The organism is Vibrio sinaloensis, assembly GCF_023195835.1.
Classification (GTDB): domain Bacteria; phylum Pseudomonadota; class Gammaproteobacteria; order Enterobacterales; family Vibrionaceae; genus Vibrio; species Vibrio sinaloensis_C.
Map to the genome: position 1 here is coordinate 2306725 of NZ_CP096199.1, position 12971 is coordinate 2319695.

The window sequence follows — 12971 nt, forward strand, 5'->3', positions numbered from 1 at the left end:
TTACCTCTCCGCTTGTGTCGTTACCCAACTAGGCTTTGGTTGAAAAACGGTAGCCTGCACCGCGCACCGTTTGAATCAGCTTATCGTGCCCCGCCGCTTCAAGCGCTTTGCGCAGGCGACGAATGTGTACATCCACCGTTCGGTCTTCCACATAAACATTGGTGCCCCAAACGTTGTTGAGCAGTTGTTCACGGCTGTACACGCGCTCTTGGTGGGTCATAAAGAAGTGCAGCATCTTAAATTCGGTTGGGCCCATATCCAATGGTTCATCATTGGCCGTCACTCGATGCGATACAGGGTCTAGCTTCAGCCCTTGCACATCAATCACATCTTCCAGTGCCGTTGGCGTTACGCGGCGAATCACCGCTTTAAGGCGTGCCACCAACTCTTTTGGTGAGAAAGGTTTAGTGATGTAGTCATCCGCGCCCACTTCAAGTCCACGGACTTTATCTTCTTCTTCACCACGCGCAGTCAGCATCACCACTGGAATATTTCGGGTAAGCTCTTCACGCTTCATATGTTTGATAAAATTAATACCGCTGCCGCCAGGCAACATCCAATCTAGTAATACTAGATCAGGGAAGGGTTCAGCCAGTTTTGTTACCGCGCTGTCGTAGTCTTCTGCTTCAACCGCTTGATAACCTTTCTGTTCTAAAACAAAGCATAACATTTCACGGATTGGCGCTTCGTCTTCAACAACTAGAATCCTTCTAGACATAATCAAATAACCTTGTGTGAGTTGATACCAAACAGTATAAATATCTGGTCATTCTTGCTGGTTAAAATCGCTGATATCGTCGTTATAGATTTTGTAGGTAGATCAACTAGCTAGCTGCAATCTATGCCTTGCTCTCAGCGATTTTTCCTGCGCAATTTTCTGAACACCTATTCATCCCGTTTGGTATGAGTTATTTAGGGCCACCTGCCCTTGTGCAACGCTAAGCATTATCACTAGCAATTATGACACTTTTGTGACCTTTGAAAACAAATTTTCATATAACTTTCATCCCATTATTGCGTGTTTGCAGTAAGACAAGCCGCGAAAAAGTCTTTATCATGAGCCCCCAAACTTTAGGTATAGAGAAAGAGTATGTGGTTTAAAAACTGTCTGGTTTATCGTTTTAACCGTGATATTGAATTCAATGCAGACCAACTAGAAAAGCAGCTACAAGAGTTTCGTTTCACTCCTTGTGGTAGCCAAGATAAGCAAAAATTTGGCTGGGTCACGGCGATGGGCAAACATGGCGATATGATGACCCATGTGTCAGAGAACCGTATTCTGATCTGCGCTAAAAAAGAAGAGAAGATGTTACCTGCGTCAGTGATCAAAGAGTCATTGAACGCAAAAGTGGACGCTCTAGAAGCGCAAGAAGGCCGCCCACTGAAAAAGAAAGAAAAAGACACACTCAAAGAAGATATCGTGATGGATCTTCTCCCACGTGCTTTCAGCCGTAGCAATCATACTTATGTACTGATTTTGCCTAAAGAGGGCTTTATCCTGGTCGACGCCAGCAGCTATAAGAAAGCAGAAGATGTATTGGCCCTACTGCGTAAAACTATGGGTAGTCTACCTGTTGTGCCTGCGATTCCAGAAAAAGCGATTGAAACCACACTGACTGAATGGGTCAAAACCGGCCAGACCCCAGCAGGGATTGAGATGCTCGATGAAGCTGAACTCAAGTCTGTGCTGGAAGAAGGCGGCGTGATCCGCTGTAAGAAACAAGAATTGACCGCTGATGAGATTCGTAGCCATATCGATGCCGATAAAGTCGTCACTAAGTTAGCATTATGGTGGCAAGAGCGTATCGAGTTTATTCTGGGAGAAGATGGCAGCATCAAGCGCCTGAAGTTTTCTGATGAACTCAAAGATCAGAACGATGACATTCCTCGTGAAGACCAAGCCGCGCGTTTTGACGCCGACTTCTCGCTGATGTGTGGTGAAGTGAGCGCTTTCTTACCCAACCTGTACGAGAGCTTAGGTGGCTTACCCCACCCTAACGCCTAACCTTTACTTGGGTGCTCGACCATTCGGGCACCCGCTTATCAATTCCCTCATCTTAGTCATGGACTTTTCCCTAGTCACAAGTCACATTTTGGCGTAAAATTTGCGCCCCCGATTCCATAAGGTGGAATCGGCCTGACTTGAGATCAGATTTAAGAGAATTACACATGACTGAGAAAGCATTCGTCCCTGAGCTACTGTCACCGGCAGGTAGCCTGAAAAACATGCGTTACGCTTTTGCCTATGGGGCAGATGCGGTATACGCAGGCCAGCCGCGTTACAGCCTTCGCGTACGTAACAACGAGTTCAACCACGAAAACCTAAAAATTGGTATCGATGAAGCCCACGCCCTAGGCAAAAAGCTTTACGTGGTTTGCAACATCCAACCTCATAACTCTAAGCTAAAAACCTTTATCCGCGACCTTAAGCCAGTGGTAGAGATGGGCCCTGACGCGCTAATCATGTCTGACCCTGGTTTGATTATGATGGTTCGTGAAGCCTTCCCTGAGATGCCAATTCACCTGTCTGTACAGGCAAACGCGGTCAACTGGGCTACAGTGAAGTTCTGGGCTGCGAACGGCGTGGAACGTGTAATTGTTTCTCGTGAGCTTTCTTTGGAAGAGATCGAAGAGATCCGCGAACACTGCCCTGAAACAGAGCTTGAGGTATTCGTACACGGTGCTCTGTGTATGGCTTACTCTGGTCGTTGCCTGCTGTCTGGTTACATCAACAAACGTGACCCGAACCAAGGCACCTGTACCAACGCTTGTCGTTGGGAATACAAGGTTGAACAAGGTAAAGAGAACGAAGCTGGCGATATTGTCGAAAAGTTTGATCCTGCGGAAGCGCAGCCTGTTGAAGTGCAAGATGAGCGTCCTGAGACGACTATCGGCCGAGGCAAACCGACCGATGAAGTGGTACTGCTTTCTGAAGCTCACCGCCCAGAAGAGAAGATGGCTGCTTACGAAGATGAGCACGGCACCTACATCATGAACTCGAAAGATTTGCGCGCAGTTCAACACGTCGAGCGCTTGACTAAGATGGGTGTACACTCTTTGAAAATCGAAGGTCGTACTAAGTCATTCTACTACTGTGCACGTACCGCTCAGGTGTACCGCAAAGCCATTGATGATGCCGTGGCAGGAAAACCGTTTGATGAGAGCCTAATGGGTACTCTTGAGAGCCTAGCTCACCGTGGTTATACCGAAGGTTTCTTGCGTCGTCACACTCACGATGCTTACCAAAACTACGATTACGGCTACTCCGTCTCCGATGCTCAGCAGTTCGTTGGTGAGTTTACTGGTAAACGTCGTGGTGATCTGGCTGAAGTAGAAGTGAAGAACAAGTTCATCGTCGGCGATAGCCTAGAGCTGATGACACCAAAAGGTAACGTCGTATTTACCTTGGAAGCGATGGAAAACCGCAAGTCTCAGCCAATTGACGATGCAAAAGGCAACGGCCACTTTGTTTTCATTCCTGTGCCACACGACATGGACTTGGAATACGGTCTGTTGATGCGTAACCTCAATGCTGGTCAGGATACCCGTAACCCGACAGGTAAATAATCATGGCATTGCTGATTACTGACAAGTGCATTAACTGTGATATGTGTGACCCTGAGTGCCCAAATGGGGCTATCTCTATGGGCGAGTCAATTTTCGAGATTGACCCAGATCTCTGCACTGAATGTAAAGGCCACTACGAAAAGCCAACCTGTCAGTCGGTTTGCCCGATCACTAAGTGTATTATTACCGATCCGAACCACGTTGAGACCGAAGAAGAGTTGCTCGAAAAATTCGTGCTGATTCAAGGTCTGGCTTAGGTCTGAAGCTGTCAATCAAACGCCGCTCTGAGAGCGGCGTTTTTTTTTGCTATTTGTTTTCTATTTATAGCTTAACTCGGTCGCTTTGCCCTTGAATATACGATACACCGCAAAGGTGTAGAGTAAGATCATAGGCATGACGATCACCACCCCGTAGCCAACAATGGTTAAGGTTGCTGGTGAAGAGGCGGCCTGCTGCGCTGTCATCACCCCTGGCACCACTTGAGGGAAAAAGCTGTAGGCCAAACCGAGAAAGCTCAAAGCAAAGATTAAGCTTACGCCAAAGAAAGGCCAGTGAACGCCGAGATCATTGACCATAGGAACCTGACGTAAATAGCGATCGACCAAGTAAATAGTCGCGAAAACAATCAGCGGGATAGGGGCTAGTAGCAACATTTCTGGGAAGCTAAACCAGCGCTGAGCAACTTGCTCATTGACCCATGGGTTGACCACACTCACCACCAAGATGCCAAGCGCTGCAAGCCACCCGGCTCGACGTGACCAACGCGCCGCGCGGATTTGCAACTCCCCTTCGGTTTTGAGCACCAACCATGCGCCCCCGATGTAAACGTACGCCGCAGCGACACACAAAGCACTCAACAGCGCAAAGCCATACGCCTCGCTGCTGTGTTCAAAACCCATGATGTAACGCCCAACCATATAACCTTGAGTGAGCGACGCCAAAAACGATCCCACTTTGAAACAGATATCCCAGCGATCTTTATGATCCGACACTGCTTTAGCGCGAAAGTCGAACGCCACACCACGCATAATGAGTGCAATCAACATTATTGCGGTGGGCAAATAGAGTTCCGTCAGAATCAAGCTGTGCGCCGTAGGAAAGGCGATCAACAAGATACCGACCGCCAATACCAACCAAGTTTCGTTTGCATCCCAAAACGGGCCGATGGAGGCAATCATACGATCCCGTTGCTGCTCGTTGTTGCTTGGCAGCAACATACCAACGCCGAGATCATAACCATCAAGTACCGCATACATAAATACGGAAAACCCCAGCAGTAACAAATAGATTTCTGGTAGATAGTCAAACATGGTTATGCCTCTTGAGTTTGAACAGGTGCTTGGTGAGCAACGACATCTTTGCGCGCCAAATAGAACAAGGTATGAATGTACGCCACCAGCAACACCGCGTAGACAACCAAATACATGATCAATGAAATCATCACATTAGATGGAGCGACTGGGGTCACTGCATCAGCGGTGCGCAATACTCCACTGACCAGCCAAGGCTGACGACCTATCTCTGTCACATACCAACCTGCGAGTGTGGCTAGCCAGCCGGAGAACGTCATCGCGACCACCGTATATAGATAAGGCTTAGGTAACCCTTTGTTACGCGCAAGACGCCAAGCGCCATACCAACTGACTACAAGCATCAATACGCCCACACCGACCATGACGCGGAAACCAAAAAATAGCGGCTTTACCGGAGGATGATCAGGGGCAAACTGATTGAGGCCGACGATTTCGCCCTGCAGATCGTGAGTTAAAATCAAACTCGCTAAGTTGGGGATCCCCACTGCAAAGTCGTTACTGCGCGTCTCTTCGTTCGGCCAAGCAAAAAGCAATAGCGGTGCGCCCTGCTCTGTCTCCCAAACGCCCTCCATCGCCGCAATCTTCTCTGGCTGATGCTCAAGCGTATTCAAACCGTGCAAGTCACCGACTAAAATCTGCAGTGGGATAAAACCCGCCGCAGCGAACAGCGCCACCTTAAGACCGAGTTTGGCTGCACGATGACTCGGCTGCTTAATCGCTTGATAGGCGCTGACACCCGCAATCAAGAAACTCGCGGTGAGTGCAGAAGCCAGCAGAGTATGTGCAAATCGGTAAGGCAGTGATGGGTTCAAAATCACCTCTTTCCAACTGGTGACATGCACAATACCGTCAATAACCTCGTAGCCACTTGGTGTATGCATCCAACTATTGAGTACTAAAATCCAGAAAGCAGACATGGTGGTTCCCACGGCCACCAATACTGTCGCTAGCGTATGGAACCAGTCCGGGACACGTCCTCGACCAAACAGCATCACACCAAGAAACGTTGCTTCCATAAAGAAAGCCGTCATCACCTCATAACCAAGCAGTGGCCCCGCCACATTGCCGACTCGCTCCATAAAGCCAGGCCAGTTGGTCCCGAACTGAAAACTCATGGTGATACCAGAGACCACGCCAAGTGCGAAGGTGAGTGCAAACACCTTGACCCAAAAATAGTACACGTCTAGCCACACCGGTGCCTGTGAACGGTTATAGCGCCATTTGAAGAAAACCAGCATCCACGCCAGGGCGATGGTGATAGTCGGGAATAAGATATGAAAACTGATATTGGCCGCGAACTGGATCCGCGACAGGATAAGGGTGTCTAACATGCTACGTCCTCAAACACTCTTTGGGCTCTTTAGAGCGCGCGATTGGATGTAATTTAATTACGTAAAACAACGTAATTTGGATTACTCCAGCTAGATATCACGCAAAGCGCTGACAATAAAAATTGATTTATATCAATTTTTACACCACTAATCAGTAACAAAGAGGAACAAAAGTCCTGAGAAATGTATCTAAAAGTTATAAATGCAAGACAATATGAGTGAAAAAGCTGAGAAAAGCACCCATTTCGAAATAACTTCAATAACCTATCGCTTATACTGAAACAAAATTACAATAAGTTAACAATTTTAGCTATGAAGTTGGCGTGTGTTGAGTAAGCTGTAGCAGGTCTAAGCACTGCTCAGGCATGATTTTTATCGGCTTCTTGGTCGGCGTTGTGGCTGGTTTAGGCTTACTGGGTTTAGGTTGTGGCTTCCAACTAGCCAGCTCTGCTCCACATCCATCACCGACAGGTGGCTGTGCTTGTGGCCGACAAGATGAACTATTCTCTGGGCATTTCAAGCGCACATGCATGTGGTAGTGGTGTCCCCACCAAGGGCGAACTTTACGCAACCACGCTCGATCGCTACTTTGCTCGCTGTCACACAGCTGTTGCTTGATCACTGGGTGAACAAATATTCGCGCGACTTGCTCATCGGCGGCGGCAAACTTAATCAACTCAAAGTGGCGCGAATCCCACCGATGTTTAACCAGTTGGTAGCCTTTTAAATCGACCACACTTAATGGCTGTGGTTTGGCCAACTGTTGCTCAGATAAGGGCTGTTCCGCTAAGCGCAACCAGATATCAATATCCAGTCCAGTCTGATGGCTAGAGTGTCCAGATGAAAAGCGCCCGCCTTGCGGTAAAGAGATATCGCCAATCAACAAACCGATATTGAGTTGATAGTGCGCCAGCTTAGCCAGCGACTGAACATAACTGATGGCGTTAGGATGGCCGTAGTAACGGGCGCGCTCGGCACGCAGCACTTGATAACCATCGCCGTCCAGCGGCAGTGCCTCTGCCCCGGTTAAACACCCATTCGCATAACTGCCAATCGCTTGAGGAAAATCAGGAGAGGGATGTTTTACTTGCTCCCACGGCGTAGCATGGGTGGCAGAAGTCACCAACAAGAGAACAACGGATAACAGATATCTCAACCGAACCCCTAGGGCCATAGTGCCTCCTTAGTGACTCCTTCCATCAGGCTAGAGCTAGATTAATAATGTTCACCATTATCATAGTAACCGTTCTCGTTGAGCGCAGTGAAAATGACCGCGACATCCACATCTTCACCAATCACAGCGCGCACTTGCTGGGTAATGATCTTCGCCACTGCATCCTGCGTTTCTTGGCCACGGTCAAACCATAACACCTCGACAAACGGATACGCCGCACAGACTTCACCTTCATGGTAGAAAGTGGTGTAGACATACTCAAAAGTAAAGTCTTCACGTGGGCAGTCCATATGTGGCTGCAACTGGTCAATCAAAGGGGCAGAGAGAGTTTGTACGGTTTGCGGCTCAACGGCTCGAAAACGTAAATGAGGCATAACTGGCTTCCTATTGTTGTGTTTTGGTTATGATAACAACTTGGCGAGCAATGTCTCGTGTGCTGCTCTCCAAAGTCGTCAAATAGCGAATAGGCTCTCACTGTGGATAATCGAAACGAACGGTGATCAGCTCACCGTCACTGTGCAGCTCCGCCTGACCAACGCTCGCTTGCCAACTCAGAACACGCTCCGCAGATTGTGGGGATTGGTTAATAAAGGTCACCAGCGCTTTGTCCACCTCATTAGCAGCCATAGTTTGTAGCGCAGCTTTAATATCAAACTCTTGTTGCTCGATGGATATGTTGACTAACTGGAAACCGTCACGACGTAGATTGAGCTGAAGTTGCGATAGTAAATGCGGGGTAAATTCGCCAAATAATGTCACCGCTAGGCGCTCTGGTGTCAGCGTCGCCTCAGCGTAGAGGTGCGCTTGATAGTAACCCACCCCATCCTCACACCAGCGCTGCGGTTCACATTCAGACCAGCTCGTGACTATGTTAGCGCGCATCGTCTCTGGCTCAGTCGCTAGCCACAAGCTTTGAGCAGACAGCAGCGGGCAGAACAGAATCAATAACCCTGATAAATAACGCACGACCTTCCTCCGATAAAAAACAACAAAGCCGCTGTTTCCAGCGGCTTTGACTATGATTGCCATGCGCTATGGCATTTCGTCGAACTCTGCACCCTCTTTTTCGACTTGAGGTGGCATCAAGTGTTCTTTGGTAATACCCAGTTTCAATGCCAGTGCCGAAGCAACATAGATTGATGAGTAAGTACCTACCGTAATACCCAGTAGCAACGCGGTTGCGAAACCGTGAATCATAGCGCCGCCCTGAGTGAACAAGGCGATAACGACGAACAAGGTAGTACCAGAAGTAATCAAGGTACGGCTCAATGTTTGAGTGATTGAGCTGTTCATGATTTCAGCCGGTTCGCCTTTACGCATCTTACGGAAGTTCTCACGAATACGGTCAAAGACCACGATGGTATCGTTGAGCGAGTAACCCACAACCGTCAGCAGTGCTGCAACAATCGTCAGGTCAACTTCGATCTGTAGCAGTGAAAAGATACCAAGCGTGATGATAACGTCATGAGTAAGGGCCATTACCGCACCCGCAGCAAGACGCCACTCAAAGCGCACAGAAACGTAGAGCAAGATACAGATCAGCGATACCAAGATGGCCAGACCGCCTGCCTCTGTGAGCTCGTCACCCACGTTAGGACCAACGAATTCGATGCGACGCATCTCAACGCTTTCACCGGTGCCATCTTTAATCGCATTGAGGATCTGATTACCCAGTGTTTCACCGGCCATATCTTCACGTGGACGCAGACGCACCATCACGTCACGAGCACTACCGAAGTTCTGCACGGTAGCGTCACCAAAGCCTTTTGCTTCTAGAGCACTACGAATATCTTCAAGGTTTGCTGGTTGCTCAAAACCCACTTCGATCAAGGTACCGCCAGTAAAATCTAGCCCCCAGTTCAACCATTTGGTTGAGAGAGTAAAGATTGACGCACCAATCATTAGGATTGAGAAAATAAATGCCAGCTTCGACCAACGCATAAAGTCGATCGTTTTGTCTGTTTTCATTAACTGAAACATATTACTTCCTTAGATCGACAGTTTGTTGATACGTTTACCGCCGTACAATAGGTTCACGATACAACGTGTACCAACAATAGCTGTAAACATTGAGGTCAAGATACCGATAGACAGTGTTACGGCGAAACCTTTGATCGCACCAGTACCGACCGCAAACAAAATGATTGCAGTGATCAGCGTGGTGATATTCGCATCAGCAATGGTACTGAATGCGTTCGCGTAACCTTGATGAATCGCTTGCTGAGGATTGCGACCTTCGCGCAACTCTTCACGAATACGCTCGAAGATAAGCACGTTGGCATCCACCGCCATACCCACCGTCAGTACGATACCTGCAATGCCCGGTAGCGTCATAGTCGCTCCAGGAATCATCGACATAATACCGATGATAAGCACAATGTTGGCAATCAAGGCACAGTTGGCAAAAATACCAAACTTACGGTAGTAGACCAGACAGAACAGCATGACCGCAACCAGACCAAAGATACACGCTTGAATACCCATATCGATGTTCTGCTGACCCATTGAAGGACCGATGGTGCGTTCTTCGACAATCGAAATTGGCGCGATTAGCGCACCTGCACGCAATAGCAACGCTAGGTTATGTGCTTCTGATGCCGAATCAATACCTGTGATACGGAAGTTACGACCAAGAGCCGATTGAATCGTCGCTTGGTTGATCACCTCTTCATGCTTGTTCAGAATGACACGACCCTCTGGCGTTCTACGACCACTGTCTTTGTACTCAGCAAAAACCGTCGCCATCAACTTACCAATGTTCTGGCGAGAGAAGGCGGCCATCTTGTTGCCACCTTCGCTATCAAGCGAGATGTTAACCTGTGGGCGACCATACTCATCGACACTAGAGCTTGCATCAGTAATGCTCGAACCGCCTAAGATCACGCGCTTTTTGAGTACAACTGGACGACCATCACGATCTTGCTTAATTTCGCTACCGGCTGGTGCACGGCCACTGGCGGCAGCGGCAAGGTCGGCTTTCGAGTCAACTTCGCGAAACTCAAGTGTTGCTGTCGCACCAAGAATTTCTTTCGCGCGAGCGGTGTCTTGAACACCAGGCAGTTCAACAACGATACGGCTTGCACCTTGACGTTGAACCAGCGGCTCAGCCACACCCAGTTCGTTAACACGATTACGCAAGATAGTGATATTTTGCTCTACCGCGTAATTACGAATTTCAGTTAAACGTTGCTCAGTAAAAGTAGCAGTAAGCGCAAAACGTCCCTCAGAAACAGAATCAACAAAGATCATATCTGGGTGGTTTTTCTCAAGAATGCGCTTAGCGTCGGCAAGTTGCTCTTCATTGCGTAGCAACACTTCCACCGCATCTTTGCCTGAAGGACGAATCGAACGATAGCGAATTTTTTCTTCACGCAACTCACTACGGAAGGCTTCTTCTTGCTGTCCAACCAACTTTTCCATTGCTGCATCCATATCCACTTCCATTAGGAAGTGAACACCACCACGCAGGTCAAGACCAAGCTTCATTGGTGCTGCACCAATAGACTCCAGCCAATCAGGCGTCGCAGGTGCCAGGTTGAGAGCAACAATAATATCGTTGTCCATCGCTTCGCTGATGACATCTCGAGCACTGATTTGGGTATCAGTATCGTTGAAGCGAACAAGAATGGATCCATTTTCTAAAGCAATGGATTTATGAGATAAGCCCTGTTTATCAAGAGCTTGAGTGACAGAATCCAGCGTCGACATATCTACAGAGGCGCCGCGCGCCCCTGTAACTTGAATGGCCGGATCTTCACCGTAGATATTTGGAAGTGCATACAATGCAGCGACAGCGATGGTAAACACCACCATCAAATACTTCCACAAAGGATAGCGGTTAAGCACAGCGAGGATCCTTAAGCTGTTTTATAGAGATTTCAGTGTACCTTTTGGTAGCACTGCTGTAACGAAGTCTTTCTTGATAACCACTTCGTTGTTGGTGTTTAGCTCGATAGAGATGTAGTCGTTCTCTTCAGAGATTTTAGTGATTTTACCTACTAGGCCACCGCTAGTGAGTACTTCATCACCTTTACCCATCGACGCCATTAGATTCTTGTGCTCTTTCACGCGCTTAGCTTGTGGGCGGTAGATCATAAAGTAGAAGATCACCGCAAACATACCTAGCATGATCAGCATTTCAAAACCGCCGCCAGCTGGTGCACCTTCTGCTGCTGCATGAGCTTGAGAAATAAACATTAAAATATCCTCTATTATTATTTATTAATATCCAAGTTGGGCATTCGCAATTTAGTTTCAAGCTTGAGTATGACCAATAGCGATCACTCTCTCAAAAATAACGTGCGTTTGCCTACTTTATTAGCAAAAGCCTCTGGCACAATGCCAAAGGCTTGAATAGTTTGAATCTGTGCGGTTATTGCTCTTTTGCCAGTGGCGGTACTTCACGACCACGGCGTTCATAGAACTCTTTCACAAACTCATCGAAACGATCTTCATCAATCGCCTTACGGATGCTTTCCATCAAACGCTGGTAGTAACGTAGGTTATGAATGGTGTTTAGACGCGCACCCAAAATTTCGTTACAACGCTCGAGGTGGTGTAAATACGACTTCGAGTAATTTTGACAAGTGTAACAGTCACAGTGTGGATCTAGCGCAGTTGTATCGGTTTTGTGTTTCGCATTACGGATCTTGATCACACCGCCAGTCACAAATAGGTGACCATTACGCGCATTACGCGTTGGCATTACGCAGTCAAACATATCAATACCACGGCGCACACCTTCAACCAAGTCTTCTGGCTTGCCCACACCCATTAGGTAACGAGGCTTATCTTCCGGCAGTTGAGGACAAGTATGCTCAAGGATGCGGTGCATGTCTTCTTTAGGTTCACCGACTGCCAGGCCACCGACTGCATAGCCGTCAAAGCCGATATCGGTCAGACCTTTCACCGAAACATCGCGCAAGTCTTCATAAACACCGCCCTGAACGATACCAAATAGGTTGTTCGGGTTTTCTAGCTTGTCGAAATGGTCACGTGAACGCTGTGCCCAACGTAGCGACATTTCCATCGACTTTTTCGCTTCATCATGGGTCGCTGGGTATGGCGTACACTCGTCGAAAATCATCACGATGTCAGAGCCCAAATCTTTTTGGATTTCCATCGACTTCTCAGCATCCATGAAGATCTTGTCACCGTTTACCGGGTTACGGAAGTGCACACCTTGTTCAGTGATGGTACGCATTTTACCTAAGCTGAATACTTGGAAACCACCTGAATCCGTCAAAATAGGACCATGCCAGTTCATGAAGTCGTGCAAGTCACCATGCATCTTCATGATTTCTTGGCCAGGACGCAGCCAAAGGTGGAAAGTGTTACCCAATAGGATTTCGGCACCTGTGCCTTTTACTTCCTCTGGTGTCATACCTTTAACAGTACCGTAAGTACCTACAGGCATAAACGCAGGGGTTTGCACTGTGCCACGTTCAAAGGTCAGTTGACCACGACGTGCAACACCGTCTTTTTTCTTAAGATCGAATTTTAACTTCACGAAGCCTCCGGTTGTCAGAGAAACAGTCTGACATTAAGTTCAGAGCAAAACAGTAATCATTTTGCCACCTACCCTAA

The 12971-nt window shown here is 48.0% G+C and carries 13 protein-coding genes; 3 read left to right on the forward strand and 10 right to left on the reverse strand.

The window, feature by feature from the left end; genetic code table 11:
• Positions 1–28: 28 nt before the first annotated feature.
• On the reverse strand, positions 29–718 hold the full coding sequence (gene phoB / locus MTO69_RS10430) for a phosphate regulon transcriptional regulator PhoB (RefSeq protein WP_004413075.1): 690 nt from the start codon (positions 716–718) through the stop codon (positions 29–31).
• Positions 719–1090: 372 nt separating this feature from the next.
• On the opposite strand from phoB, the gene rdgC reads away from it, so the two are divergent.
• The 3 genes from rdgC to MTO69_RS10445 all read left to right on the forward strand — a co-directional run bounded on the left by rdgC (position 1091) and on the right by MTO69_RS10445 (position 3824).
• The gene (rdgC, locus tag MTO69_RS10435) at positions 1091–2005 is read left to right on the forward strand and encodes a recombination-associated protein RdgC (protein WP_248329000.1); all 915 of its coding nucleotides are present in this window, start codon (positions 1091–1093) and stop codon (positions 2003–2005) included.
• 164 nt (positions 2006–2169) lie between these two features.
• A complete protein-coding gene (gene yegQ / locus MTO69_RS10440) occupies positions 2170–3567 on the forward strand; it encodes a tRNA 5-hydroxyuridine modification protein YegQ (protein WP_248329002.1) in 1398 nt (465 codons plus the stop codon).
• A 2-nt stretch (positions 3568–3569) separates the two neighbouring features.
• Positions 3570–3824, forward strand: a complete 255-nt coding sequence (locus tag MTO69_RS10445) for a YfhL family 4Fe-4S dicluster ferredoxin (protein WP_248329004.1) — start codon at positions 3570–3572, stop codon at positions 3822–3824.
• Positions 3825–3884: 60 nt separating this feature from the next.
• Here MTO69_RS10445 and cydB read toward each other — a convergent pair whose 3' ends face one another.
• The 9 genes from cydB to tgt form a co-directional block, all read right to left on the reverse strand.
• Positions 3885–4877, reverse strand: coding sequence for a cytochrome d ubiquinol oxidase subunit II (cydB, locus tag MTO69_RS10450; protein WP_248329006.1), 993 nt, complete (start codon positions 4875–4877; stop codon positions 3885–3887).
• 2 nt (positions 4878–4879) lie between these two features.
• Positions 4880–6211: a cytochrome ubiquinol oxidase subunit I gene (locus tag MTO69_RS10455; RefSeq protein WP_248329008.1), complete on the reverse strand. Its 1332-nt coding sequence runs from the start codon at positions 6209–6211 to the stop codon at positions 4880–4882.
• A gap of 310 nt (positions 6212–6521) precedes the next feature.
• Positions 6522–7385 (reverse strand): penicillin-insensitive murein endopeptidase, encoded by an 864-nt coding sequence (gene mepA, locus MTO69_RS10460; RefSeq protein WP_248329010.1) that lies wholly within the window; start codon positions 7383–7385, stop codon positions 6522–6524.
• A 41-nt stretch (positions 7386–7426) separates the two neighbouring features.
• Positions 7427–7759 (reverse strand): DUF1904 domain-containing protein, encoded by a 333-nt coding sequence (locus tag MTO69_RS10465; protein WP_248329012.1) that lies wholly within the window; start codon positions 7757–7759, stop codon positions 7427–7429.
• Between the two features lie 97 nt (positions 7760–7856).
• On the reverse strand, positions 7857–8351 hold the full coding sequence (locus tag MTO69_RS10470) for a hypothetical protein (protein WP_248329014.1): 495 nt from the start codon (positions 8349–8351) through the stop codon (positions 7857–7859).
• 66 nt (positions 8352–8417) lie between these two features.
• On the reverse strand, positions 8418–9365 hold the full coding sequence (secF, locus tag MTO69_RS10475) for a protein translocase subunit SecF (protein WP_248329016.1): 948 nt from the start codon (positions 9363–9365) through the stop codon (positions 8418–8420).
• Positions 9366–9374: 9 nt separating this feature from the next.
• Complete coding sequence (secD, locus tag MTO69_RS10480; protein WP_282567523.1) at positions 9375–11231, reverse strand: protein translocase subunit SecD; 1857 nt, start codon at positions 11229–11231, stop codon at positions 9375–9377.
• 21 nt (positions 11232–11252) lie between these two features.
• The gene (gene yajC / locus MTO69_RS10485; protein WP_248329018.1) at positions 11253–11582 is read right to left on the reverse strand and encodes a preprotein translocase subunit YajC; all 330 of its coding nucleotides are present in this window, start codon (positions 11580–11582) and stop codon (positions 11253–11255) included.
• A 175-nt stretch (positions 11583–11757) separates the two neighbouring features.
• Entirely contained in the window at positions 11758–12894 is a 1137-nt protein-coding gene (gene tgt, locus MTO69_RS10490) for a tRNA guanosine(34) transglycosylase Tgt (RefSeq protein WP_248329020.1), read from the reverse strand.
• Between the last annotated feature and the right edge of the window lie 77 nt (positions 12895–12971).